Below are 25380 nucleotides of genomic sequence, written 5' to 3'. Positions count from 1 at the left end.
TTCGGCTTGAATTGCTGGAGACCTTGCTATGGGCCAGAAAACTCGGAGGGATGCATGACAGTTATTGAGAACGGACTTCTTGTTGATAGAAATGTCGAGGTGAAAATATTTCCTTCCATACAGCATGGCGATTTGCTGAAGGTGAATTCCATTGTGCTTCACAGGACGAATTCACCAACGGCAGCCAGTGTGTTGAACAGCTACAAGGCCGGCCAGAAGACGGGATCCCATTTTCTGGTGGGGAAAGATGGAAAAATCCATCAGACAGCCAATCTGAAGAGAGTTTGCTGGCATGTGGGAATACTGCAGGTTCGTTGTCTCAACGAGAGCAACTGCGAAACTGCCGATTTTGAGAATATCAATGCCCTGCTGCATAAAAAGGGGATGGGATTCGGGCAAAGAGTGAGGAAGGTCTCGGAGCATGAAAAGCAAAAGCCCTACCCTTTGAGGTATCCTGTCAATGCAGAGTCGCTTGGGATTGAGGTGGTAGGCATGTTTCAGCGCCATACCCAGGACTACGAAGTGCCGACACAGGCGCAGTTGTACCAGACGCAATGGCTGGTACGCCTGCTGGTGGGTATCTATGGGTTGCGAATTCTGAGCGATGTCTACGCCCACGGAGCCATTGCAAGAAAGCAGCCCGCGGAAGGAAGCCAGTTGCTGCGCTATATATTCAGTGGAGCCTGATTCATATGTTCTTGAAAAATAGCCGACCGATGCAAATGAAATCAATCAGAGCGTTCATTCTTGCTCTGGGGTTTCTCATGCTGATCGTCTCTTTCGGTGCTGCATCAAGGCAGAAGAATTCTGTGACGCTGATCGGGGGAATTCAGCGATCCATTGGAGAAGGGCAAACAATGGGCTGCGAGAAAATTGCGCTGCGGCCCAAGGATGTCATCCGTTATTTCTCCACGGCAACCGAGGTTTCCTTCTCCACCTTCCACTATGAATCGATCATTCTGCCTTGCGCCTTCAGTGGGAAGCTGCGGCGCAATGGCGTGGTCTATGGGTGGAGCATCAATGCAGCAGGCGCCGGGTATCTCTATCCGGAAGATGGGCGTGAGAATCTGTTTTTTCTTTGCTACAGGTCGTGCGCAAAGGCACTGCCTGGGTTGATGGGGCTTTGACGGCGAGGGCCCAAGCCCTTTGAAATCGCCTGGCAGCCATCCTCATGAAAACAGGGGCTCTTCAATCCGCCTCGCCACCTTCCAGCATCTTCTTGAGCAAAAAATCCAGCGCCAGGCGCTCGGCCGGATTGAGCCTGCCGTAGGTGCTTTCGGTGATCTGCTTGGCGAAGGGCTCCATGTCGCGCACCAGGTCCTGGCCGGCCTCGGTGAGGTTGATGACGACCTTGCGGCGGTCGATGCGGTCATGGTCCACCTGCACCAGTTCGCGCTGCTTGAGCCGGTCCACCACGCCGCGGATGGTGGCCTGGTCGATCACGGTGGCCTTGACGATGTCGGCCAGCGAGCTGCCGCTGTTGTCGCGCACGGAGCACAGCACCACGAATTGCGCGGCCGTGAGCTGCGAGTCGGGAATGTATTGCTGGAAGAGTGCAGTGTGGCGCTGATAGACACGCCGCAGCAGGTGGCCGATCTGGTCTGAAAAATGATAGCCATCCTGTGGCGTCATGGCTGATGGCGGGTGGTTCATAGTGCGCGTGAGCTTATCAAAATTCACACCAAATACCGTGTGATTTGCGACAAGCCGGGCGCATTTGCCAAGTGCTGCAAACCCGCGCTGGCTGCGGCATCCGCAAGACCTGTGGCAGCAGGAGCAGCACTGCCCGGCGGCTCATTTGCCGATTGAATGGCGCAATCATCCGTTTGAATTTGACGGCTTGCCCGGCAGGCCTTGAAATGGCATGAGAGACAAAGCGCCAGCGGACCGGACCGCGCCGCTCCCCACAACGAAAGCCAGCAGGGACACCCATGCCAGCCACACAAGGGAAGATCATTCCCATCGCCGTCCTCAATGCCGCTGTTGCCGGCAGCGCACTCGGCGGCCATGAGCGCGAGGCCGTCGAGCACGCCATTGCCGTCCACGCCCTGCGCCCCGGCCCCCTGATCGAGTTGCTGCACGCCGTGCAGGACATGCTGGGCCATATCCCCGAAGCCGCCGTGCCGCGCATCGCCGATGCGCTGAACCTCTCGCGTGCCGAGGTGCATGGCGTCATCTCCTACTACCCCCATTTCCGCAGCACGCCAGCGGGCCGCCATGTGCTGCAGGTCTGCCGCGCCGAGGCCTGCCAGTCGCGCGGTGCGGACGCGCTGCTGGCCCACGCAGGCCAGGCGCTGGGCTGCGGATCGAGTGGGCACGGGCATGGGCATGCAACCAGTGCAGATGGCGCCGTCACGCTGGAGCCGGTCTACTGCCTGGGCCTGTGCGCGTCATCGCCTGCCGTGATGCTCGATAGCCAGCCCCATGCGCATGTCTCGGCCAACGGACTGGATGCACTCATCGCGCAATGCCGCCAGCCGGAGCAGGCCGGTGAGCCGGTGGCCCAGCCTGCGCATGCAGGGGCAGGGGCAGGCCCCGGCGTGCGCGTCTATGTGCCCCGCGATGCCGCCGCGCTGGCCGTGGGCGCTGACGCCGTGGCCGGCGCCCTGCAGCGCGAGTGCGCGGCGCGCGGCCTTCAGGTGCAGATCGTGCGCAACGGCTCGCGCGGCCTGCTGTGGCTGGAGACACTGGTGGAAGTCGAGACGCCCGAAGGCCGCGTGGCCTACGGCCCGGTCACGGCCGATGCGGTGCCGGGCCTGATCGATGCCGGAATGCTGCAGGGCGGCAGCCATGCGCTGTGCCATGGACTGACCGAGGCCATTGCCTACCTGGCGCGCCAGGAGCGCCTGACCTTTGCGCGCGTGGGCGTCATCGATCCGCTGAACCTGTCCGACTACGCAGCCCATGGCGGCTGGCAGGGGCTGGAGCGCGCGGCGCGCATGGAGCCCGCGGCCATCGTGCAGGAGGTGCTGGATTCGGGCCTGCGCGGCCGTGGCGGTGCGGCGTTTCCGGCCGGCATCAAATGGAAGACTGTGGCCGCCGCAGCGGGGCCGCAAAAGTACATTGCCTGCAACGCCGACGAGGGCGACTCGGGCACCTTCGCCGACCGGCTGTTGATGGAAGGCGATCCCTACACGCTGATCGAAGGCATGGCCATCGCGGGCCTGGCCGTGGGCGCCACGCAGGGCCTGGTCTATGTGCGCAGCGAGTATCCGCATGCCATCGCCACCCTGCGCGAAGCCATTGCGCGTGCCGAGGCCGCAGGCTGGCTGGGCCGCGACGTGGCCGGCAGCGGGCGGGCCTTCCACATGGAGGTGCGCAAGGGCGCGGGCAGCTATGTCTGCGGCGAGGAAACGGCCATGCTGGAGAGCATCGAGGGCCGGCGCGGCATTGTGCGCGCCAAGCCGCCGCTGCCGGCCATCGAGGGGCTGTGGAGCCGGCCCACGGTGATCAACAACGTGATCACGCTGGCCACGGTGCCGCTGATCCTGGCGCGCGGCGCGGCCTTCTACCAGGGCTTCGGCATGGGCCGCTCGCGCGGCACGCTGCCGTTCCAGCTGGCCGGCAACATCGCGCGCGGCGGCCTGGTGGAAAAGGCCTTCGGCCTGAGCCTGCGCGAACTGGTGGAAGACTTCGGCGGCGGCACGGCCACCGGCCGCACCGTCAAGGCCGTGCAGGTGGGCGGCCCGCTGGGCAGCTATGTGGCGCCGGCCGACTGGGATGCGCCGCTGGACTACGAGGCCTATGCCGCCAAGGGCAACGTGGTGGGACACGGCGGCATCGTCGTGCATGACGACACGGCCGACATGGCGCAGCTGGCGCGCTATGCCATGGAGTTCTGCGCCATCGAGTCCTGCGGCAAGTGCACGCCCTGCCGCATCGGCTCCACCCGCGGCGTGGAGGTCATCGACCGCATCGTGCGCGCCGGCACCGACCCTGCCGCCCACGCCGGCCAGGTGGCCTTGCTGGAAAGCCTGTGCGACACCATGCAGCATGGCTCCATGTGCGCCATGGGCGGGATGACGCCGTATCCCGTGCGCTCGGCGCTGAACCACTACCCCCAGGACTTCGGCATCGAGTCCACCACGGCCGCAGCGGCTGCCTGAACGGAGAACACCATGCTCGACCATTTGAAGCAAGCCGACTGGGGCACGCCCGCCAGCCCGTCCGAACGCCTGATCACACTGGAGATCGACGGACGCGAGGTCTGCGTTCCCGAGGGCACCTCGCTGATGCGCGCTGCCATGGAGGGCGGCGTCAGCGTGCCCAAGCTGTGCGCCACCGACAGCCTGGAGCCCTTCGGCTCCTGCCGCCTGTGCCTGGTGCAGATTGAAGGGCGCAAGGGCTTTCCGGCCTCGTGCACCACGCCCGCCGAGCCGGGCATGAAGGTGCGCACGCAAAGCCCGCAACTGCAGGAGCTGCGCCGCGGCGTGATGGAGCTGTACATCTCCGACCATCCGCTGGACTGCCTGACCTGCAGCGCCAACGGCGACTGCGAACTGCAGGACATGGCCGGCACGGTGGGCCTGCGCGAGGTGCGCTACGGCTTCGACGGCGCCAACCATTTCAAGGGCCAGGCGCGCGCCGAGGTCGATGTCTCCAACCCGTACTTCAGCTACGACCCCAGCAAGTGCATCGTCTGCAACCGCTGCGTGCGCGCCTGCGAGGAGACGCAGGGCACCTTTGCGCTGACCATCTCGGGCCGGGGGTTCGAATCGCGCGTCACGGCGGGGCAGGGCGGCAGCTTCATGGACAGCGACTGCGTCAGCTGCGGCGCCTGCGTGCAGGCCTGCCCCACGGCCGCGCTGCAGGAAAAGACCGTGACCGAGCTGGGCCAGGCCGGGCACAGCGCCATCACCACCTGCGCCTACTGCGGCGTGGGCTGCGGCTTCAAGGCCGAGATGAAGGGCGAGCAGGTCGTGCGCATGGTGCCCTGGAAGGACGGCCAGGCCAACGAGGGCCATGCCTGCGTCAAGGGCCGCTTTGCCTGGGGCTATGCCACGCACAAGGACCGCATCACCCGGCCCATGGTCCGCGCGAAGATCACCGACCCCTGGCGCGAAGTGAGCTGGGAAGAGGCCATTGCCCACACGGCCAGCGAGTTCCGCCGCATCCAGGCGAAGCACGGCAAGGATTCCATTGGCGGCATCACCTCCTCGCGCTGCACCAACGAAGAGGCCTACCTGGTGCAAAAGCTGGTGCGCACGGCCTTCGGCAACAACAACGTCGATACCTGCGCGCGCGTGTGCCATTCGCCCACGGGCTATGGCCTGGGCCAGACCTATGGCACCTCGGCCGGCACGCAGACCTTCAAGTCCATCGAGCACACGGACGTGGTCATGGTCATCGGCGCCAATCCCACGGCCGCGCACCCGGTGTTCGGCTCGCGCATGAAAAAGCGCCTGCGCGGCGACGGCCGGCGTGCGGGCGCCAAGCTCATCGTCATCGACCCGCGCGAGATCGAGCTCGTCAAGTCGCCCCACATCCGCGCCGACTACCACCTGCAACTGCGGCCCGGCACCAACGTGGCCATGATCACCTCGCTGGCCCATGTCATCGTCACCGAAGGCTGGCTGGCCGAGGACTACATCGCCGAGCGCTGCGATGCCAAGTCCTTCGCGCAGTGGAAGGAATTCGTGGCCCGGCCCGAGAACTCGCCCGAGGCCATGGCCGAGGTCACCGGGGTCGCTCCCGAACTCGTGCGCGGCGCCGCGCGCCTGTATGCGCTGGGTGCCGAGGACCACGCGGCGGGCACTCCCGTCAACGCGGCCATCTACTACGGCCTGGGCGTGACCGAGCATGCGCAGGGCTCGACCATGGTCATGGGCATTGCCAACCTGGCCATGGCCACGGGCAACGTGGGCCGCGAAGGCGTGGGCGTGAACCCGCTGCGTGGCCAGAACAATGTGCAGGGCTCCTGCGACATGGGTTCCTTCCCGCATGAGCTGCCCGGCTATCGCCACATCTCGGACAGCACGGTGCGCGCCGAGTTCGAGGGGGCCTGGGGCGTGGCGCTCAGCCCCGAGCCCGGCCTGCGCATTCCCAACATGTTCGAGGCGGCCCTGGCCGGCAGCTTCATGGGCCTGTACTGCGAGGGCGAGGACATCGTGCAGTCCGACCCCAACACCCAGCATGTGACGGCCGCGCTCACGGCCATGGAATGCGTGGTGGTGCAGGACATCTTCCTCAACGAAACCGCCAAGTACGCCCATGTCTTCCTGCCGGGCGCTTCCTTCCTCGAAAAGGACGGCACCTTCACCAATGCCGAGCGCCGCATCTCGCGCGTGCGCAAGGTCATGGCGCCGCTGGCCGGCTATGCCGATTGGGAGGTCACCCAGCTGCTGGCCAATGCGCTGGGCTACACCATGAACTACACGCACCCGAGCGAAATCATGGCCGAGATCGCCGCGCTCACGCCCAGCTTCGCGGGCGTGAACTACGACAAGATCGACCGGCTGGGCAGCGTGCAATGGCCCTGCAATGACAGCACCGAAGAGGCCGGCACTTCCATCATGCACAGGGACCGCTTCGTGCGCGGCAAGGGCCGCTTCATCATCACCCAGTACGTGGCCACCGACGAGAAGGTCACCCAGCGCTTTCCGCTGCTGCTGACCACGGGCCGCATTCTGTCGCAGTACAACGTGGGCGCCCAGACCCGGCGCACGCACAACAGCCACTGGCACAGCGAGGACCGGCTGGAAATCCATCCGCATGACGCCGAGGACCGCGGCATACGCGACGGAGACTGGGTCGGCATCGCCAGCCGCGCGGGCGAGACCGTGCTGCGCGCCACCGTCACCGAGCGCATACAGCCCGGCGTGGTCTACACCACCTTCCACTTTCCCGAATCCGGCGCCAACGTCATCACCACCGACAGCTCGGACTGGGCCACCAACTGTCCCGAATACAAGGTCACGGCCGTGCAGGTGCTGCCCGTCCCCCAGCACGCCCAGCCGTCCGACTGGCAGCGCGGCTTTGCGCGCATGCACGAAGAGCAGATCGGCCTGTTGCAAGCCGCGCAGGCAGGCAGCATGGCCGTGGCGGGAGGCAAGTGATGGACAGCGCGAACCTGGTCCGCATGGCCAACCGCATCGGAGAGTTCTTCGAGGCCATGCCCGAGCGTGACGAGGCCCTGCAGGGCATCGCCGAACACATCCGCAAATTCTGGGAGCCCCGCATGCGCGCCGAACTGGCCCGCGTGCTGGCCAGCCCCGACGAGGCCCAGGCGCTCAAGCCCATCGTGCGCGAGGCGCTGGTGCTGCATCCGCTGCGCCTGGCATCCTCGCCGCAGACTTAGCCAAAGCACTTCTTCTTCGCCATCTCCCGCGCCAGCTCCACAAAGCCGGCAGCCGCTGGCGACAGCCGTTCCATGCTGCGTACGGCCAGGCCGGTGACGCGGCGCTGGCGGGGCGCGAGGCTGCGGTAGACCATGCCTTCGGGCGCCTGCTCGGGCACGGCCAGGCGTGCGGCAATCGCAATGGCGTGGCCCTGGGCCACGAAGCCCTGCATGGAGGACATCTGCTCGAAGTGGTAGATGGCCGCAGGCTGGGCGCCGGCCTCGGCCAGGAAGCGGTCGATGTGCGCGCCCGACCCGGCCGAGGTGCGCACAAAGGCCTCGCCCTGCAGGTCGGCTGCGCGGATGCTGCGCTGGGCCGCCAGCCGGTGCGATGCGGGCAGCAGCGCCACCAGTTCGTCTTCCACCAGGGGCACGGTCTCGAAGCGCTCGTCGGGCAGCACGACGAAGCCGATCTCCACGCGCCGCTCCAGCAGCCACTTGACCACGGTGTCGTCGTTTTGCTCGTCGATCTGCACCAGCACGGCGGGCTGGCGGCGCCGGTACTCGGTGATCAGCGGGGGCAGCAGCCGCAGCGAAGAGGTGGCGCCGAACGAGGCCACGCGCAGCGTGCCGCGCGCCATGCCGCGCTCGGCATCGGCCTCCTGCCGCAAGGCCTCCTTTTGCTGGAGGATGTCGTTGGCGCGCTGCAGCAGCCGCGTGCCTGCGTCGGTCAGCGGGGAGTGAGGTCCTTCGCGCCGCACCAACTGCACCTGCAGCTCGCCTTCCAGCGCGCGCAGGGCATGGCTGACGGCGCTCTGGGTAATGCCCAGCAGCGCGGCTGCGCGCGAGAAACTGCCGGCGCGGGCCAGCGCCGCGAACACTTCGAGCTGGGTGAAGGTCATGGGATCACGGTGTCCAGGTCATGAGCATTCGCTCATTTGTCTATGAATCGATATGAGCACATAGTACGCGCCATGAATTTTCAACGCTTCTTCGGTCCCCACCTGCGGCTTGTCGGCATGGCCCTGCTGTGGGGCGCTTCCTGGCCTGCGGGCCGCGTGGTGGCACAGAACATGCCGCCGCTGGCAGCCGCCAGCCTGCGCTTTCTGCTGGCCGCCGCCGTGCTGCTGCCCTGGCTGTACTGGGCCGGTGGCATGGCGGGCCTGCGGCAATGGAGTGCCAAACGCTGGCTGGGCATGGCGGCCGCTGGTGCCACGGGCGTGTTCGGCTATGCGGCCTTCTTCCTCATGGGGCTGCAGCATGTGCCGGCCGGCAAGGCAGCCCTGGTGATCACGCTCAACCCGGTGCTCACGCTGGCGCTGGCGGTCTGGCTGTTCGGCGAGCGGCTCAACCGCACCATTGCCCTGGGCATGGCCCTGGCGGCCTGTGGCGCCGTGGTGGTGATCTCGCATGGCCAGCCGCTGGCGCTGCTGCAGGGATCGGTGGGCGCCGGCGAGCTGCTGATCCTGGGCTGCGTGGTCTGCTGGGTGAGCTACACCCTGATCGGCCGCTGGCTGCTCACAGGTGTCGATGCGCTGTCGGCCACGGCCGTGACCTCGACCATGGGCGCGGCCATGCTGCTGGTGGCCAGTCTGGTGGTGGAAGGGCCGGCCGGCCTGCAGGCTGCCGTGCTTGGCAACGCAACCGCCTGGGGTGCGCTGGCCTTCCTTGCCTTCGGCGCCACGGCGCTTGCCTATGCCTGGTACTTCGATGGCGTCAAGGCGCTGGGCGCGGGTGCGGCCTCTGGCTACATCACCCTGGTGCCCGTGATCGGCGTGGCGCTGTCGGCGCTGTGGTTGGGCGAGAGCATCGATGCCAGCATCGTGCTGGGCGGCGGCATGGCCGTGGCCGGCACGGCGCTGATGAACTGGGGGCGCAGGCCTGCGGCTGCGGTGCAGGTGGTTGCCAAGCGCACCGCAGTCCAGAGCTGAACGGACGTCCGGTTCAATCCAGCGAGGCGCCCGAGGTGCGCACGCGCTCGCCCTGCACCTGGTAGTCGCGCGCCAGGAAGTCGCGGTATTCGGCGGGGCTGGAGGCCACGGCCACGTAAGAGAACGCGTCCACCTGGGTCTTGCGGAATTCGGGCTCCAGCAGCACGCGGCGCACATCGGCGGCGATCTTCTCCACCAGGGGCGCCGGCGTTCCAGCCGGTGCCAGCAGGCCGATGTTGAAGACAGCCTGGATGTCGCGCACGCCGGCTTCCTTGAAGGTGGGCACATCCGGCAGGGCGATGCTGCGTGTCTCCGAGGAAACGGCCAGGGCCTTGAGCTTGCCCGACTTGATGTGCTGCTCGATCACCGACACGCCCAGCACCGCTGCGTCGATCTGGCCGGCGATGACTTCAGGGATCAGCGGTGCGGCGCCCTTGTAGGGCACGTGCACCATCTCCAGCCCTTCCTGCTTGGCGAACATGGCCAGCGGCAGGTGCACGATGCCGCCCGCGCCCGATGAGCCATAGGTCAGCGGTTTGGTCTTGCCTGCCTGGCGTGCCTGAGCGATGAACTCCTGCAGCGTGCCGGCCTTGGAGCTCTGGGGCACGAAGAAGACCATGGGCACACTGATCAGGCGGGAGATGGGGGCGAAGTCCTTTTGCGGGTTGTAGGGCAGCTTCCTGTACAGGTGCGGGTTCATGGTCAGCGACGCTTCGGTCGCGGCGAACAGCGTATAGCCGTCGGGTGCGCTCTTGGCCACGTACTCGGCCCCGATGATCTCGTTGGCGCCTGTGCGGTTGAGGATGACCACGGGTTGCGACCAGACCTTGTTCAGGCGCGTGGCCAGCGCGCGTGCCAGGTTGTCCACGGGGCCGCCGGCCGCGTAGGGCACGACGATGTTCACCGGCTTGGAAGGAAAGGCTGCCGGAGCCTGGGCGTGGCCCAGGGCGGGTACGAGGGCCACGGTGGCGGTCAGCAGGGTTGCGGCGATGCGATGCAGGCTGGACATGGTGTGGGAAGCGGATACGGTGAAGCAGGCCGCACTTCAAGGGGCGGCCTGCTGTGGAACGGACGAATCGAAAAAATGGCAGGCCGGAAGGCCCCGGAAGGCCCCGGAAGGTGGCGGAGCCTCAGGCGCGCACACGCTCCATGCGTGTCAGCGGCAAGGACTCGCCTTCGCTGACTGCGGGCTGCAGCACGAAGTCGAAGCGCGTGCGGACGAAAGGCGCGTTCACGCCCAGCGACTCATAGCCGGCCGGCGCCACGCCGCGCTCCAGCTCGACGATCAGGCCGTCGCGCGTGGCGAAGGCGAAGTCGTCGTCCAGGTAGGTATCGCCGGGCAGGTTGACCTGGGTGGTCAGCGTGCGCATGCCGGGTGCAACCACGAGAAAGTGGATGTGGGCGGGACGATGGCCGTGGCGTCCCAGCGCGTCGAACAGTTCCGAGGTGGGGCTGTTCGGCGGTATGGAGTAGCCGGGCGGCACATAGCTGCGAAAGCGGTAGCGGCCCTGGTCGTCGGCTTCTATGCGGCGGCGCAGCTCGTAGGGCTTCATGCCCGGGAAGAAGTGCGAGTAGCCGCCCTGGACATTGGCATGCCAGACATCGATGAGCGCATGCGGCAAAGGCCGGCCGTCAAGATCCAGCACCCGTCCTTCCATCACGAAGACCTCGCCCTGGGGCTCGCCTTCGTCCAGGCGCACTTCGGCTTGCGACAGCGGTGCACCGGCCACGAACAGCGGGCCTTCGATGGCGCGCGGCGTGCCGCCCGCACGGCCGGCACGCGCATCGGCCTCGTCGCTGCGGATGTCCAGCAGCCGGTCGAAGCCCAGGCCTGCCGTGATCAGGCCCAGCTGGCCGCTGCTCCCAAGGCGGCCCAGCCAGTCCACGGCGGCCCAGAATTCGTCGGGCGTGACATCCATCTCGTCGATGGTGTGGAACAGATCGCTGACGATGCGCTGGGTCAGCGCCCGCACGCGGTCGCTGCCAGGGGCGATCTGCTTGCTGTTGACCAGATTCAGCAGCTGGTCCTGGGACAGTTCGGACATGTTTGTCTCCTCGTGGTTTTATGGGATGTCCTGGAAAAGAGAAGCGCTCAGTCCATGCTGATGTTGCGCTCCGTGATCACCTTGGTCCAGCGCACGGACTCGGCCTGCAGGTGCTTGGCCGCTTCCTCGGGGGTGGAGCCCACGACTTCGGCGCCGATGGCCTTGAAGCGTTCGAGCACGTCGGGCTGCTTCATCTCTGCCACGAAGACCTGGTTGAGCTTCTTGACGATGGCCGGCGGCGTGCTGGCGGGCATGAAGACGGCGAACCAGGGCGAGACCTCGTAGCCCTTGATGCCGGCCTCTTCCATGGTGGGCACGTCGGGCATGCTGGACGAGCGCTTGGCCGTGGTCACGGCCAGGGCGCGCAGCTTGCCCGACTGGATGTGCGGGCGCGCCGAGGTGATGGAGTCGAACATGTAGTTGACCTGTCCGCCCAGCAGGTCGGAGACGGCCGGGCCCGATCCCTTGTAGGGGATGTGCAGGATGTCCACGCCGGCCAGCGAGTTGAACACTTCGCCCGCCAGGTGGATGGAGGTGCCGTTGCCGGCCGAGGCATAGGTCAGCTTGCCGGGCGAGGCCTTGGCGGCGGCCACCACGTCGGCCACGCTCTTGACGTTGGGCTGGGTGGAGTTGGTGACCAGGATGTTGGGCACCACGGCCAGCACGCCCACGGGGGCGAAGTCCTTGATCGGGTCGTAGCTGAGCTTGCGGTACAGCGGCTTGTTGGTGGCCATGCCGATGGAGGTGATCATCAGCGTGTAGCCGTCGCCGGGCTGCTTGGCCACGAAGTCGGCGCCGATGTTGCCGCCGGCGCCGGGACGGTTCTCGATCACGAAGGGCTGGCCCAGCGTGCGGCCGGCCTTCTCGCCCAGGGTGCGCGCAATGGCGTCCATGGCGCCGCCCGGCGGGAAGGGCACGATCCAGCGGATGGGCTTGCTGGGCCAGTTGGCCTCGGGTGCCTGCGCATGGGCGGCGGGCATCACGGCGGACAGGCACAGGCCTGCGGCTGCGGCGGTCAGAAAACGGCGTTTCACATTCACTTCAGTTGTCTCCGAAAAATTTGGTCTTGGTTTGGGCTGTGCTCAGGCGATGGCCGAGGGGTGCCGGGCCAGCGGCGTGACCTGGATGTCCATGTAGGGGAACAGCGGCAGGCCCTGCAGCAGCTCGTGCAGCTCGTCGTTGGAGGCCACGTCGAACACGCTGTAGTTGGCGTACTCGCCCACCACGCGCCAGATGTGGGGCCAGCGGCCTTCGTGCTGCAGTTGCTGGGAGTAGGCCTTCTCGCGGGCCTTGATCTCGGCTGCCACGTCGGCGGGCAGGTCGTGGGGGATCTTCACGTCCATGCGGACCAGATAAAGCATGTTTGTCTCCAGGAGGAATGAAAGGAATTCAGGTCGCAGCCCCGGTCCGGGCCTGCCCCATGTCGAAGTGCTGCGGCTGGCTGCCGGCCAGCGCGCGGTCGAAGCGGTCCAGCTGCTGCAGGTCGATCTCCAAGCCCAGGCCGGGCCCGTCGGGCAGTTGCAGCTCGAAGTCGCTGATGGCCATGCGCTCGGTGACGATGTCGTCCACCAGCAGCTGGGGGCCGAACAGCTCGCAGTTGTAGTGCTGCCCGCCCAGCGTGGCAAAGACATGGGCCGAGGCGGCCGAGCCGATCGAGGTCTCCAGCATGGTGCCGCCGTACCAGCCGATGTCGGCCGCCTGGGCAATGGCCGCCACCTTGCGCGTGCGCAGCAGGCCGCCGTGCTTGGCCACCTTGAGCGAAAACACATGGCTGGCCTGCTCGCGCGCCAGGCGCATGGCGTCGTAGGGCGTGCACACGCTCTCGTCGGCCATGACCAGGGCGCCCTGCAGCGTGGCGGTCAGCTCGCGCAGCGCGGGCACGTTCCAGCCGGCCACGGGCTGCTCGATCAGGGTCACGCCGGCATCGATCAGCTGCGGCAGAAAGCGCCGCGCCGTGGCGCCGTCCCAGGCCTGGTTGACGTCCACGGTCAGCGTGGCGCGGCCCTGCAGGCCGCGCGCGATCTCGCTCACATGGGCCACGTCGGCCTCGGGCGTGCGCGCGCCGATCTTCATCTTGAAGATGCGGTGGCGCTTTTGTTCCAGGCGCAGATGGGCCTCGGCCAGGTCGCGCTCGATATCGCCGCTGGCCAGCGTCCAGGCCAGGGGCAGGCTGTCGCGCTGCTTGCCGCCCAGCAACTGCCACACGGGCAACTGCAGGCTGCGCGCCACGGCGTCCATCAGCGCGATCTCCACGGCGCTCTTGGCAAAGGCATTGCCCTTGCAGGCCAGGTCCATGCGCGAGAGGCAGGCCTCGAAGCGCGCGCCGTCCTGGCCGATCAGGCTGGGCGCCAGGTGGTTGGTGATGGCATGGTGGATGCTCTCGGGCGATTCCTCGTTCCACGACGGGCCGCCGATGGTGGCGGCCTCGCCAAAGCCCGTGGCGCCATTGCGCAGCCACAGCTGCACGATCACCGGGCTTTGCCGGCTGATGGAGCCGAACGACAGCTTATGCGGACGGATGGTGGGAATGTCGAGGATCCGCGCCTCGATGCGCTCGATCAGGAAACGGTCTTGCATGCCACAAGCGTAGTGGCATGTATTGCACTGTTCCAGTGAATTATTTTCCAGGAATTGTTCGATGAAATCGATGAATTGAGTGCGTGTGGCAATCCGTCGTGCCGACGGTGTGCCGTCACTCTAGATGCTGCCGGGCCGGTGGGATGTTGCAGGCTGCACTGGAGCGCTTGCGCCAGGGGAGGCAGCAGACAGCGGCAAACCCGCCTGACCCTGCAGCCAATGCAGGAGCGGATGAATTGCGGTGATGCAGTGCGCAGTCTGGCGCGATGATTCGGCGATGAAGTGCTGGCGGCCGATGTGACGGATTCCGATGGCGAGAAAAAGATCTCGGTCTATCTGAAAAGGCAATCCGGCAAGCAGATGGCCAAAAAACTGGGCGTGAGCAAGATCAATGAATTCGCGAGCACGGAAGAGGCTTCCTATTTCAAGGAGACCAGCAAGAAGACCACCTTGATGGTGGGCTCGGCCGATGAATTGCACATCGGCAATTCAGGAAAGAGCATCCGCTTCAATTCGGCAGTGGCTTGCCAGATGATCAAGTGAAGCGGCATCCTGATCGTGAAGAAGAGGCCGCAACGCAGGAAACCAAGCGATGATGTGGACGGAGGGCACGTGCAATTGGCCGAGAATGCAGGAATGCAAAATACAAAGCGCTTCACATTCGGCATGCGCAGCTTGCACACCGCGTGTGCATCCCTGTATGCAGCGGCCATTGTGCCGCTGCTTTCTTGCCTGGTGGCAGCGAGTCCAGCGCAGGCCCAGGCACTGTCCGTTCAGGTTCCCCATGGCCTGGATGGCTCGGCTGCCATGCGGGAAAACATGGCGTACGGTGTAGATCTCTGGTTGATGGCTCACGACAATGCGCGCCGTGTACTGCTGCTGGATCGCTGCACTGCACTGGATCGGAAGTTTCCCCAGCAAGCTGCGCCAGCAATGGTTGCGGCAAGCACGGAAGTCCTGCGCTGGATGACAGGCGAAGCATATTCCGATCTGCCGCCGGAGCCCTATTCGGTAGCCGTGCGCGAAATGCTCCCGGTTCTGGCAAAGCACGCGTTCAGCGAAAAGGAGCTTGCATCGTGGGATACCTTGCGCAATTCACCGCAGGGCCGTAGAGGGCGGGCCATACGAGAGGTCCAGTTGGCGCTGACAAAGGCGGCCGGCAGCCTGGTCGACGTGAGTTCAGGGCGCTATTGGAACTGGCCGTTGGCGCGAGCAGCGCGGCTTGCCGATGCCCATGGCCTGAGAGAGCAGGTCGATGCAGCATTCGAGGCGCTTGAGCCCGGAGCCGCCGCATGGCTGCGCGGTGTCAGTGTCGTTCCCGGGGAAACGCCGGCAGATGAAAAGTTCACGGGCCGCATCGCTGCTTCCGGCACGCTGTTGGCCCAGCATTTCATCGATGGCCTGGCACCCTTGGACAAGGAGGCGTATGAGCGCATCGAGCAAGTCAAGTTGCTGTATCGCTGGATAGATATCACGCAGGCGCTCAATCGTTTCGCCGCCAGGCCCAATCTGCCCTTCTTGCGCGGAGAGCCTATTCCCGAAACCGTGGCTGGCTTTTGTGACAGCGTGGGCTTGCCATCGTGCCAGCCCGGCGGTGAACTGCACACGGCCATCACCGGATACCAGGTGGCTACCGGCAATGCCGCACGCAGCGATGTGCCGATGAATACCACCCGTCGCATCGTGCATAGCCTGCCTGCCTCAGGTTGCGGCCCGGTGTCCGGACCAGCCTATGGTGCCAGAGGCAGGCACTCGGCGAGCTCGGTGTCCGCGCCCTAGCCTTCTGTACCAGATGTCTGCCACCATGGAAATGCCCCGGGCGATGGCCAGCCCCAGGTGGGCAGGAGGCTCTGGTGCCGCGCGCCGCCCATGTTGCCACCTCCTTGCCGCGAGGCTTGGGTTGCATGGCGGGCTGACAGGGTGGCTCGGCGCGCGGCTGGGCACCTTCAGAAACTGCTGCGCAGCGTGACCATGATGCTGCGCGGCAGGCCGTAGTAGTTGCTGCGCGTGGCCGTGCCCACGCGCTCCCAGTAGACGCGGTCGAAGAGGTTGTCGATGTTCACGGCCAGCTTGACCTTGGGGGTGAGCGGGTAGGCGGCATAGACGGACCAGACGCCGTAGCCGCCCGCGCGCCAGCGCACGGCGCCCAGGGTGTCGTAGAACTCGCTGACGGCGCGCACGCCCGCGCCCAGCTCCAGCCCCTGGGCCACGGGGCCGGCCACGCGGTAGCGCGCCCACAGGTTCACGCTGTGGCGCGGTGACATGGTGCTGAAGTCTGTGCCCGTCTGCGTGACGGTGCCCTGCAGGTATTTGGAGCGCATGTAGGCGTAGCTGGCCGCCACGTCCCAGCGCGGCGACAGCGAGCCGACCACTTCGGCCTCGAAGCCTTCGGAACGCACCTTGCCTGCTGGGATGACGAAGGCGGCATCGCCAGGATCGGCCAGCGCGCGGTTGGTGTCCTGCATGCGGTAGATGGCGGCGGTAGCGCTCAGGCGTCCGTCCAGCAGGCTGCCCTTGATGCCGGCCTCCACCTGCCGGCCCTCGCGCGGAGCGATCTGGCCGCCGCCGGCCAGGCGCCCGCTTTGCGGCTGGAAGATGCGCGACTGGCTGGCGTAGAGCGTCCAGCTGTCGTTCAGATCGAAGAGCACGGCGCCGAAGGGCGTGAACTGGCCATCGACCTCGTAGCTCGAGCGCGTGTTCTGCAGCCGATCCGAGGTTTCTGTCTTCCACCAGCTCTTGCGCGCGCCCGCCACCAGGGTGAGGGCCTGCGTGGGCTTGATGCGCAACTGGCCGTAGACGCCGCGCAGGCTGGTGCGCGTGATGTCGTCGGCAAAGGGCTTGAAGCTGGGCTCAGGGATGGAGGAGGGGTCGTAGTGGAACAGGTCGGCCGGCGTGTTCATGGCGCCGCGCAGCATGCGCAGGTGCATGTTGGAGCTGCGGTAGTCCGCGCCCGCGATGAAATGGTGCGTCTGCCCGGCCCATTGCCAGGGCGTGCTGTAGTAGATGTCGGCCGTGGTGTCGGCGTAGTCGCGGTCCACGGTCTGGGCCTGGGTGAAGCGGCTGATGCCGGTGTCCGAGACGGCCGAGTAGCCGTTGATGTACTTGTCGCGCTGCTGGCGCAGCACGCGGCGTGCGGCCACCTTGAACAGGCCGCCGCCGTCGAGCCGCGTCTCCGACTCGATGAAGCCGGCCAGCGATTCGGGCGCGGCGCGGCCCCAATCGGCGGCAATGGCCACGTCGCGCGGAATGGGGGCCAGCCTGCCGTCGGCGTGGGCGGGCAGGCCGGTGTCGTAGTTGCCCCGGCCGCGCTGCCAGGTGGCGCCCACCGAGACCGTGCTCTGGGAAGTGATGTCCAGCTCCACCGTGCCATACAGCGCCTGCTTGTGGCCGTCCATGGCCATTACGGGGCTGCCGAAGTTCTCGTGAAGCGCCACCACCCGGCCACGCAGGCCGCCATCTTCGGACAGCGGGCCGGTGACATCCACCTCGGCCCGCTTGCGGCCCCGCGAGCCCAGGCCGATGGCGCCCTGGCCCTGGTAGTCCGGCAGGGCGCGCTTGCGCACCAGGTTGAGCATGACGCTGGGCTCGCCCGCGCCCGAGAACAGCCCGGCCGGCCCGCGCAGGGCCTCGACCCGGTCGAACAGGGCCAGGTCCAGCGTTTCCTGGGTGGCCGGGTTGCCGCTGACGGTGAGACCGTCCAACTGGTAGGTGGACGACTGGTAGCCGCGCGAGAGGATGTCGCTGCGCCCGCCCGTGCTGCTTTGCCGGCGCACGACGATGCCGGGCACCACCTTGGCGGCTTCGGTGAGCTCCACGAAGTTCTGGTCATCGAGCTGCGCGCGCGAGATCACGGACACGGACTGCGGCGTCTCCCGCGCCGTCAGCTCGATCTTGGTGGCCGCGCTGGCATAGGGCTCCCGGTAGCTGCCCGTGCCTTCCGTGCGGCCGTCGCGCAGGGCCGTGGCCGTCACCCGCACTTCGTCCAGCGCGGTCTGCGGGCGCGCCGGGGCGGGGCGCAGCAGCCAGCCGCCCTGGGGCTGGGCAGAGGCTTGCAGGCCGCTGCCGGCCAGCAGGCGCTGCAGTGCCTCGGCCGGCTCCAGGCGGCCCTGGACGGCGGGCGCGGTCTTGCCTGCCAGCAGGGCGCTGTCGGCCGCGATGCTGGTGCCGGTGGCGCGCGCCAGGGCCTTGATGGCGTCGGACAGCGGCTGGGCCGGCAGGTCGATGTCGGCAGGGGCGGCCAGGGCTGGCGCGCAGGCCAGTGCCGCCGCGCAGGCGAGCAGGGACAGGCAGGCGCGTGCCGGGCGGGAGGAAAGAGGGCGGGCGGGCATGGCGGGAACGTTCTCCTGGGTATCGGTTGTGCTCGCCTGTATGACGGGGCAGCCCGCCGGATCCCTGATGTGTGTTGGCCGCTTTTTTTCAGTTTTTCCGGATTTTTTCCGGCGCCGTGCTGCGCGGGGCCAGCCAGGTGGCGCCGTCGCGCTCCTGCACGCGCACGGCGGCGATGCGCGGCAGCGCGTCCAGGAAGCTCTCCACATCGGCGCGCTGCACGGCGGCCGTGATGCGCGGCCCGCCCGTGCCGTCGGCTACGGCCGCACGCACGGGCTGGCGGCGCCAGCGCGACAGCGTGGCCGCAATCTCGCCCAGCCCGGCGCTGTCGAAGACGATGAGGCCGCGTTCGATGGACGAGAAGCTGTCGCGCGCATCGCGCTGCACGCGACGGGGGTGGGGGCTGGCGTGGTCGCCATCGGCACCGGGTGCGGCACCGGGGGCGGCACCGGCGCTTTCGTCCGGCAGTTCCCCCACTTCGCCAGCCTGCAGCAGCAGGGACGGTGCTCCTTCAGCACCTTTCACCGCCAAACGCACCGTGCCATGCTCCACGCTCACCCGCACCAGTCCCGGCAGGCGGTTGACGGTGAAGCGCGTGCCCAGCACGGTGATGCGCGCCTGGCCTGCGTCGATGGTGAAGTGGCGGTCTGCATCCCTGGCCACGTCGAACAGGGCCTCGCCCCGCTCCAGCACCACGGCGCGCTGGCGGCGCGTGTAGCGCGTGGCGATGCGGCTGGCCGGTCCCAGGGTCAGCACGCTGGCGTCGGGCAGGTTCAGCACGATGCGTTCACCAATCGCACTGTCGCGGGCCAGGGCGAACACGGTGGTGTCCTGCCATTCAAGCCAGCCGCGCCATGCCAGCAGGCCCGCCGTGCCCAGGCCGGCAACGCCCAGCACGCCGCGGGTGATGGCTGCGCGGCGCGTGTTGCGGCGCTGGCGTGCGGCGGTGTTCACGGCCGTGGCCAGGGCCTCGGTGCGGGGCGTGGAGTCGAAGTCCTGCCACAGCGCCTCGAAGGCGGCGTATTCGGCGGCGTGGCGCGGGTCGGCGTCCATCCAGGTGCGCCAGGCGGCGGCGTCGGCGGCGCCGGGCTGCGCTCCCGCATCCCGGTGCATGCGTATGAACCAGCGCGCGGCCTCTTCGCGCGGCGTGGTCATGGCGCGAGCAGCTCGCGCGCGGCGCGCAGGTCCAGCAGGGCGCGCATCAGGTGGCGCTCCACCATGTTCAGGCTGATGCCCAGCGTGGCGGCAATCCTGGGCTGGGAATGGCCTTCCACCTTGCACAGCCAGAACACCTCGCGGCAGCGCGGGGGAAGCCCTTCGATGACCCGCTGCGCAGCGGCCAGGCGCTGCTGCAGATCGGCCAGCACCTCGGCGGAAGGCGCGGTGAATGCTTCCTGCACGGCGATGGCGTCCGCGCGCCTGCCGGGGGCCGTGGAGTCCGGCTCGCCTGCCAGGTCGGGCAGGGGCACGAAGCGGCGTTCATGCGCCATCTGGTCCGCGAGCACGGTACGCGCCACCACGCGCAGATAGGCGTGCGGCTGGGCGATGCCTTCATGCCTGCCGCTGAGGGCGTAGCGCACGAAGGCGTCATGCAGCACATCCTGCGCACGGTGGATGCAGCGCGTGCTGCGCCAGATGGCGGGCAGCAGGCTGCCGTAGGCCCAGCGCAGGTCCAGGCCCAGCCAGGCTGCGGGAGTCGGATGGCGTGTCATACGAACGGGAATGGAGGCCGGGCGTGCCGACCGGCAGGTTCAGGGAGCAGGGTTGCGGCATTCTAAATGAGACTTTTTCTCATTTGTTGCCGAATGCCCACGCGCGCTCTGCCCTGTCTGGCTCCGCTACAGCAGCTCCGCCGGCCGCGTCTCCGATGCGCCGGTGCGGCAGGGCAGGGTGATGCGAAACAGCGACCCGCCTTCGGAGCGGTTGCTGGCGGCGATGGTGCCGTCCATGGCGTCGATGATCTTGCGGCAGATGGCCAGGCCCAGGCCGGTGCCGCCCGAGCCGTTGCGGGTTTTGCTGGACTGCACGAAGGGCTGGAAGATCTTGTCCAGTTCCTGCGGCGGAATGCCCGGTCCCTGGTCGGAGACGGCGATGCAGATATCGCCCTGTTCATCGATGCGGCCCTGCACATCGATGCGCCCGCCGATGGGCGAGAACTTGATGGCATTGGCCAGCACATTGCGCACCACCTGCTGGAAGCGCACGGGGTCGGCCTTGGCGATCAGCGGCGTGTCGTCGAGCTCCAGCCGCAGGTCGATCAGCTTTTGCTGCTGCTGCGGCTCCAGCTCGCGCACCACGGGCCGGATCAGGCTCCTGAGGTCGGTGCGCTCCACGTGGATGGTGCCCACGGCGCTTTCCAGCTTGGCCACGTCCAGCAGGTCGTTGACCAGGGCCAGCATGCGTATGCCGGCCTCGTGGATGTCGTTGAACATGTCGGCCATGGCGGGATTGCCGCGCGAGCGCAGGCCGCCGAGCTCGGCAAAGCCCATGATGGACTGCAGCGGGGTGCGCAGCTCGTGGCTCATGTTGGCCACGAATTCCGATTTCACGCGGAAGGCCTCTTCGGCCGCGTCGCGGGCTTCGCGGGTGGCATGCTCGGCTGCGCGGAATTCGCTCACGTCCACAAAAATGCTGAGCACGCCGGTGATCTGGCCCTGGGCATTCTTGACGGCTGCCTTGGAGATCTGCACATCGCGGTAGCTGCCGTCCACATGGGGCAGCCGGGCCTCCACCATCATGCGCTGGCCCGAGCGCATCACGACCTGGTTGCTGCGCATCTGCAGCAGGGCATCGTCGCGCGCGTGCAGGCCCTTGATCTCGTGGCCGAGCACGGCGTAGCGGCCCCGGCCGAAGAAGTCCTCCCAGGCCTTGTTGACCAGGGCCACGCGCTGGTCCGCGTCGGTGACCAGCATGGGCAGGGGCGTGGTCTCGAACAGCAGATGCTGGAAGGCCAGCTGGGTCTGCAGTTCCTGCTGGGCCTTCCAGCGGGCGGTCACGTCCACGGCGCTGCCCGCAAAGCCCACCAGCCGGCCGTCGCGCAGCAGGGGAACCACGGCGATGTCGCAGAGCATCTCCCGGTTGCCCGGCAGGCGGAACATGGCCTGGCAGTTGCGCGGTGCCAGCCGGGCCAGGGGATCGAGCAGGGCCTGGATCTGCGCCAGGTACGAGCCGTCCACGATGTTCTCCAGCGGCTGGCCCACGGCCTCGGCGCTGGGCTGGCCGGTCAGCTGCTCCCAGCGCGCGTTCACGAAGGTCAGCAGTCCCTGGCTGTCGGTGCGAAAGATCAGCTCCTGCACGCTGCGCATGAGCACGGCCATCTCATGCTCGCTGCGCGCCAGGCGCGCCTGTGCCTGCTCCATGGCCTGCAGTGCCGACTTCTGGACCCTGCGGGCCTTGAGCACCGACCAGCTCAGTCCCAGCACCAGGGCCAGCAGGGCCACGCCGGCCACGAAGAAGGCAAAGGCGTTGTCCCGCCAGCGCGCCACCATGGCCGCATAGGGCTCCTCCACCACCAGCAGCAGGGGCCAGTTGCGCACGGTGCGGAACGACACGATCTGGTGGCGGCCCAGCATGCCCGCGCCGATGTAAGAGCCGAATTCGCTGTGCGGCAGCCATTCCTGGAACAGCGGCGTCTGCAGCGCGGCGGCCGCCTGCACGCCCGTGCCCTCATTGGTGCTGGCCAGGGGCCGGCCGTCATAGGTCAGCAGCACGGCCTCGTAGCTGAGGGTCTCCAGCGTGGACTGGTAGAAGTTGGCCACGGCGTCGGGATTGATCAGGGCCACCAGCACGGCGGGCATGCCGTTGTCCTGGTGGAAGGTCAGCAACTGCGGCAGAAAGGACACGCCGCGCGGCGTCGGATGTGCCCGTGGCGCCAGCGACGACAGGCTGCGGCCGGGCACCAGCCGGCCCAGCTGGGGCTTGCCGGGGATGAGGACGGCCGCCTTGTCGTGCAGCAGATCCTGCGTGTTGATCTGCTGGCCGGCCTCCCCGGCCTGGGTGCTGGCCAGGATGAGGCCCTTGTCGTCGATCAGCGCCATGCTGCGCAGGTAGGGCAACTGGGCGATCAGCAGGGCCATGGCGGCCTCGCGCGTGCCGCGCCCACTGCCTGCGGCCACGATGGCCGGGTTGTGCGCCAGGCTGGCCAGGGCCATTTCGGTGTTCTCGAAGGTCTTGGCCGTCTGGTCCTCCAGCACGCGGGCCAGCAGCGAGGCCTGGGACTTGCTCTGGTCCGCATCGGCATGCAGCTGGCTCCAGACGAAGAGCACCAGTCCGGCGAGCACGCACAGTGCAAAGGTCAGCACCAGCGCCTTGATGTGGGCACTGCGCCGGGCTCCGAGAAAATGATGCGCGGCAGCTCGTTCAGACATGATGAAGGTGCTCCATCGGAAGTTTCAGGGCGCGACGATGGCGGTCAGGCCGTTGTGGCGCGCGGCCCTGGCGAGGCGGCCGTCGCGCTTGATGTCCGAGACGAACTGGTTCAGGCGCGCCAGCCACTGGGCGTCGGCAGGGCTGGCCGCATAGCCGTAGGGCAGCACATGGAAGGGCTGGGGCGGCGCGATCAGCTGCACCCAGTCCGAGCTGTCCAGCAGCTTGCGGCTGTACGGGTAGTCGGTCATGAACACGTCCACGCGCCCGGCCATGAGTTCCTTTTCGCGGGTTTGCGGCGGCTCCACCAGCACCAGGTGCGCATGCCTGAGCGACTCGCGCATGACCGGCTCCATGAAGGTGCCGCGCTGCACGGCCACCTGCACGCCGGGCTGGTCGATGTCGGCCCAGCTGCGCACGGCGGGGTTGCTCTTGGTGGTGATGCCGTAGATATCGCTGCTCAGGTAGGGCTGGGTGAAGCGCAGCTGCTGCTGGCGCTGCGGCAGGATGCCGACGGCGAACATGGCCACGTCGCAGCGCGACTCCAGCAGGTCGGGCACCAGCCGCGAGAAGGACGAGTCCACATGCTGCAGCCGCGCGCCCAGGTCCTTGGCCAGCTCTGCCGAGAGCTCCGCGTCGATGCCCGTGAGCCTGCCCGTGCGTGCGTCACGGTAGGTGATGCCGTAGTAGTCGGGCCAGATGCAGACCTTCAGCGTGTGGCTGCTGGCCACGCGGTCCAGCACCTCGCCGGCCCGTGCTGCGCCAGGCCCCAGGGCCAGCACCGCCACCCAGACCGGAACCAGTGTCAGCAGCAGCGCCTGCACAACGGGCAGCACAGCGGGCAGCACAACGGCCTGCACAACGGCCTGCACGGCGGCCCGCGCCAGCGCGGACAGGCGCGCGGCGTTCCCGGACGGTATCTGCCATCGGCCCGCGGCGGCCTGCGTGTGCATCGTCATCAGTCGCTCCTGTAAAGACTGGCCAGGGTCTCCAGCAGCCGGTTCGGGCTGAAGGGCTTGAGCAGGTATTCGTCGGCACCGGCATTGAAGCCCGCCTCGCGGTCCTGCGCACTGCCCCGGGCCGTCAGCAGGATCACCCGCGTGTGCCGCAGGTCGTAGGAGGTCTTGATGCGGCAGCACACCTCCAGGCCGTCCAGCGTGCCCGGCATCATCATGTCCAGCAGCACCACGTCGGGCTGGCTGCGCTGGGCCAGGGCCCAGGCTTCGTCACCGGTCGGCGCCTCCATGACTTCGTATGCGCTGGACTCCAGCGTCATGCGCAACAGCTTGCGGATGTCGGCTTGGTCTTCGGCGATCAGTATCTTCTTCATGGCGGGCCTTTCGCAACGCAGTTGAAGGGTTCTGCGTTGGATTCAATCATAAATATCAAATTCATCAAATTTGTATTGAATTTTTTAATCGTATTTGATGCAAAATTGCTGCCATGTCCGAGAACAGCACCCCACCAGGCCAAATTCCGCACTACACGACCGCTGAGGTGGCCAAGCTGCTGGGCATGGCGGTGCGGTCGGTTCAGCTCATGGTCGATCGCGGCGATCTGGAGGCCTGGAAGACCCCCGGGGGGCATCGGCGCATCACGCGCGCCTCCGTGGAGCGCTGGCGCGGCAGGCAGGGCGATGCGGCCACCACGTCCGGGGCGCCAGCGGCGGCCCCGGCGCCCGCTCCCGCGCAGGCCGGCACGGGCCCGCGCGTGCTGCTGATCGAGGACTCCGTGCACTTCCAGAACCTGGTGCGCCTGCTGGTGCAGCGCCACTTTCCCGACGTGCAACTGCACGTGGCGCACGACGGGATCACCGGCATGGCGCTGTACGGGCAGATCCAGCCCGACGTGCTGCTGGTGGACATCCTGCTGCCCGACATCGACGGCGCCGCCCTCATCACCACCTTGCGCACGCATGAGCAGTTCGCGCGCTGCAAGCTGCTGGTGGTCACCTCGCTGGATGCGGCAGAGCGCGAGGCCTACGCCTTTGCGCTGGGCGGCGCGCGCGTGATCCACAAACCCCAGCTCGTGCAGGAGCTGCCCGAGGCGCTGGGCGAACTGCTGGGCAGGCAGGCAGCGTGAATCCGGCCCATCCTGCGGTCCTGCTGGTGGAGGACGATGCCTCGATTGCGCGATTCGTCACGCTGGCGCTGGAGGGCATGCCCCTCAACCTGGTGTCCTGCGCGAGTGCGGAGCAGGCGCAGAGCCTGCTGCAGAGCCAGCCCTTTGCCCTGCTGATCACCGACCTGATGCTGCCCGGCGCCTCCGGGGTCGAGCTCATCGAATGGCTGCGCAGCTCTCCGCAGGCAGGCTGCAGCGCCGTGGTCTTCAGCGCCGGCGTGCGGGCCGACGTGGCGCTGCGGCTGGAGCAACTGCAGGTCTGGGGCGTGCTGCGCAAGCCCGTGTCGGTGGCGCAACTGGTGGACTGCGTGGAATCGGTGCTGGCGGCGCAACCGGCCGGCTCGCCCGCGCCGGCCAGCGTGCAGGCTGCCGATGCGGATATGCCGGCGGATGTGCCGGCGGATGGCGGACCGGCCGCCGTCTCCAGCTACTTCGGCGGCGATGCCGCCCTGTTCCACAGCTACCGCGCCAGCTGTCTTGCGCAGTTGCCCGACGATGTGGCGCTGGGCGAAAACCTGCTGGCCGCGCGCGATGCCGCGGCGCTGCGCCGGCTGGCGCACAACCTCAAAAGCGTGCTGCGCCTGCTGGGGCACGAGCAGGCCAGCGGCCTGGCGCAGACGCTGGAGCAGGCCTGCCTGGCCAGCGACTGGGCGGGCGCCACCGATGCCTGGCGGCAACTGGGCGCGGCCCTGCTGGGAATGCTGGACGGCGCGGGCCAGCGGCCCCGGCGCGGCTGACA

At 67.4% G+C, this 25380-nt stretch carries 23 protein-coding genes; 10 read left to right on the top strand and 13 right to left on the bottom strand.

The genetic code is table 11. The features are described from left to right. Positions 1-54: 54 nt before the first annotated feature. Together A4F85_RS15375 and A4F85_RS15370 are read left to right on the top strand one after the other, a co-directional pair. Positions 55-687 carry a peptidoglycan recognition protein family protein gene (locus A4F85_RS15375; protein ID WP_063327079.1) on the top strand — a complete coding sequence of 211 codons (633 nt, stop codon included), beginning with the start codon at positions 55-57 and terminating at the stop codon, positions 685-687. 5 nt (positions 688-692) lie between these two features. After that, the gene (locus A4F85_RS15370) at positions 693-1127 is read left to right on the top strand and encodes a hypothetical protein (protein WP_082848218.1); all 435 of its coding nucleotides are present in this window, start codon (positions 693-695) and stop codon (positions 1125-1127) included. Between the two features lie 61 nt (positions 1128-1188). Here the strand turns inward: A4F85_RS15370 and A4F85_RS15365 are convergent, their stop codons facing one another. Beyond that, positions 1189-1632 (bottom strand): MarR family winged helix-turn-helix transcriptional regulator, encoded by a 444-nt coding sequence (locus tag A4F85_RS15365; protein WP_174549389.1) that lies wholly within the window; start codon positions 1630-1632, stop codon positions 1189-1191. A 299-nt stretch (positions 1633-1931) separates the two neighbouring features. Between A4F85_RS15365 and A4F85_RS15360 the strand changes: the two genes are divergently transcribed. Genes A4F85_RS15360 through A4F85_RS15350 form a run of 3 tightly spaced genes read left to right on the top strand, consistent with a single transcriptional unit; the run spans position 1932 to position 7297 of the window. Next, complete coding sequence (locus A4F85_RS15360) at positions 1932-4106, top strand: formate dehydrogenase subunit gamma (RefSeq protein WP_063327076.1); 2175 nt, start codon at positions 1932-1934, stop codon at positions 4104-4106. A 12-nt stretch (positions 4107-4118) separates the two neighbouring features. Further along, a complete protein-coding gene (gene fdhF / locus A4F85_RS15355; protein WP_063327075.1) occupies positions 4119-7055 on the top strand; it encodes a formate dehydrogenase subunit alpha in 2937 nt (978 codons plus the stop codon). Beyond that, positions 7055-7297: a formate dehydrogenase subunit delta gene (locus tag A4F85_RS15350; RefSeq protein ID WP_063327074.1), complete on the top strand. Its 243-nt coding sequence runs from the start codon at positions 7055-7057 to the stop codon at positions 7295-7297. The genes fdhF and A4F85_RS15350 overlap by 1 nt, the downstream gene beginning before the upstream one ends. On the opposite strand, the gene A4F85_RS15345 is transcribed toward A4F85_RS15350, so the two are convergent. After that, positions 7294-8178: a LysR family transcriptional regulator gene (locus A4F85_RS15345; RefSeq protein WP_063327073.1), complete on the bottom strand. Its 885-nt coding sequence runs from the start codon at positions 8176-8178 to the stop codon at positions 7294-7296. The two genes, A4F85_RS15350 and A4F85_RS15345, sit on opposite strands and share 4 nt — an antisense overlap. A gap of 72 nt (positions 8179-8250) precedes the next feature. Here A4F85_RS15345 and A4F85_RS15340 point away from each other — a divergent pair, with 72 nt between their 5' ends. Continuing rightward, positions 8251-9207 carry a DMT family transporter gene (locus A4F85_RS15340; protein WP_063327072.1) on the top strand — a complete coding sequence of 319 codons (957 nt, stop codon included), beginning with the start codon at positions 8251-8253 and terminating at the stop codon, positions 9205-9207. A 13-nt stretch (positions 9208-9220) separates the two neighbouring features. Here the strand turns inward: A4F85_RS15340 and A4F85_RS15335 are convergent, their stop codons facing one another. The 5 genes from A4F85_RS15335 to A4F85_RS15315 form a co-directional block, all read right to left on the bottom strand. Then, a complete protein-coding gene (locus A4F85_RS15335) occupies positions 9221-10216 on the bottom strand; it encodes a Bug family tripartite tricarboxylate transporter substrate binding protein (protein WP_012203791.1) in 996 nt (331 codons plus the stop codon). A gap of 121 nt (positions 10217-10337) precedes the next feature. Further along, on the bottom strand, positions 10338-11252 hold the full coding sequence (locus A4F85_RS15330; protein WP_012203792.1) for a dioxygenase family protein: 915 nt from the start codon (positions 11250-11252) through the stop codon (positions 10338-10340). Between the two features lie 47 nt (positions 11253-11299). Next, positions 11300-12292 (bottom strand): Bug family tripartite tricarboxylate transporter substrate binding protein, encoded by a 993-nt coding sequence (locus A4F85_RS15325; protein ID WP_012203793.1) that lies wholly within the window; start codon positions 12290-12292, stop codon positions 11300-11302. 42 nt (positions 12293-12334) lie between these two features. Beyond that, positions 12335-12613: a muconolactone Delta-isomerase gene (catC, locus tag A4F85_RS15320; protein WP_034390814.1), complete on the bottom strand. Its 279-nt coding sequence runs from the start codon at positions 12611-12613 to the stop codon at positions 12335-12337. 28 nt (positions 12614-12641) lie between these two features. Beyond that, positions 12642-13829: a muconate cycloisomerase family protein gene (locus A4F85_RS15315; protein WP_063327071.1), complete on the bottom strand. Its 1188-nt coding sequence runs from the start codon at positions 13827-13829 to the stop codon at positions 12642-12644. A gap of 282 nt (positions 13830-14111) precedes the next feature. Between A4F85_RS15315 and A4F85_RS15310 the strand changes: the two genes are divergently transcribed. Further along, positions 14112-14372: a hypothetical protein gene (locus A4F85_RS15310; RefSeq protein WP_049801454.1), complete on the top strand. Its 261-nt coding sequence runs from the start codon at positions 14112-14114 to the stop codon at positions 14370-14372. Between the two features lie 93 nt (positions 14373-14465). Then, positions 14466-15608, top strand: a complete 1143-nt coding sequence (locus A4F85_RS15305; RefSeq protein ID WP_063327070.1) for a hypothetical protein — start codon at positions 14466-14468, stop codon at positions 15606-15608. Positions 15609-15775: 167 nt separating this feature from the next. Here the strand turns inward: A4F85_RS15305 and A4F85_RS15300 are convergent, their stop codons facing one another. The 6 genes from A4F85_RS15300 to A4F85_RS15275 all read right to left on the bottom strand — a co-directional run bounded on the left by A4F85_RS15300 (position 15776) and on the right by A4F85_RS15275 (position 23850). Continuing rightward, entirely contained in the window at positions 15776-18157 is a 2382-nt protein-coding gene (locus tag A4F85_RS15300; RefSeq protein ID WP_063327069.1) for a TonB-dependent siderophore receptor, read from the bottom strand. 88 nt (positions 18158-18245) lie between these two features. Further along, positions 18246-19310, bottom strand: a complete 1065-nt coding sequence (locus A4F85_RS15295; RefSeq protein ID WP_063327068.1) for a FecR family protein — start codon at positions 19308-19310, stop codon at positions 18246-18248. Further along, positions 19307-19867 carry an RNA polymerase sigma factor gene (locus tag A4F85_RS15290; RefSeq protein ID WP_013803880.1) on the bottom strand — a complete coding sequence of 187 codons (561 nt, stop codon included), beginning with the start codon at positions 19865-19867 and terminating at the stop codon, positions 19307-19309. Before A4F85_RS15290 ends, A4F85_RS15295 begins: the two co-directional genes overlap by 4 nt. Positions 19868-19993: 126 nt before the next feature. Further along, positions 19994-22522, bottom strand: a complete 2529-nt coding sequence (locus A4F85_RS15285) for a sensor histidine kinase (RefSeq protein WP_063327067.1) — start codon at positions 22520-22522, stop codon at positions 19994-19996. Positions 22523-22546: 24 nt separating this feature from the next. Further along, positions 22547-23479 carry an ABC transporter substrate-binding protein gene (locus A4F85_RS15280; RefSeq protein ID WP_082848217.1) on the bottom strand — a complete coding sequence of 311 codons (933 nt, stop codon included), beginning with the start codon at positions 23477-23479 and terminating at the stop codon, positions 22547-22549. Further along, positions 23479-23850 carry a response regulator transcription factor gene (locus A4F85_RS15275; RefSeq protein WP_012203798.1) on the bottom strand — a complete coding sequence of 124 codons (372 nt, stop codon included), beginning with the start codon at positions 23848-23850 and terminating at the stop codon, positions 23479-23481. The genes A4F85_RS15280 and A4F85_RS15275 overlap by 1 nt, the downstream gene beginning before the upstream one ends. Positions 23851-23963: 113 nt before the next feature. On the opposite strand from A4F85_RS15275, the gene A4F85_RS15270 reads away from it, so the two are divergent. Together A4F85_RS15270 and A4F85_RS15265 are read left to right on the top strand one after the other, a co-directional pair. After that, a complete protein-coding gene (locus A4F85_RS15270) occupies positions 23964-24602 on the top strand; it encodes a response regulator (protein ID WP_012203799.1) in 639 nt (212 codons plus the stop codon). Then, positions 24599-25378, top strand: coding sequence for a response regulator (locus tag A4F85_RS15265; protein ID WP_063327066.1), 780 nt, complete (start codon positions 24599-24601; stop codon positions 25376-25378). The genes A4F85_RS15270 and A4F85_RS15265 overlap by 4 nt, the downstream gene beginning before the upstream one ends. Positions 25379-25380 lie beyond the last annotated feature (2 nt).

This window comes from Delftia sp. GW456-R20 (assembly GCF_001622915.1).
Classification (GTDB): domain Bacteria; phylum Pseudomonadota; class Gammaproteobacteria; order Burkholderiales; family Burkholderiaceae_C; genus Comamonas; species Comamonas acidovorans.
This window is presented reverse-complemented; position numbering and strand designations above follow the sequence as displayed.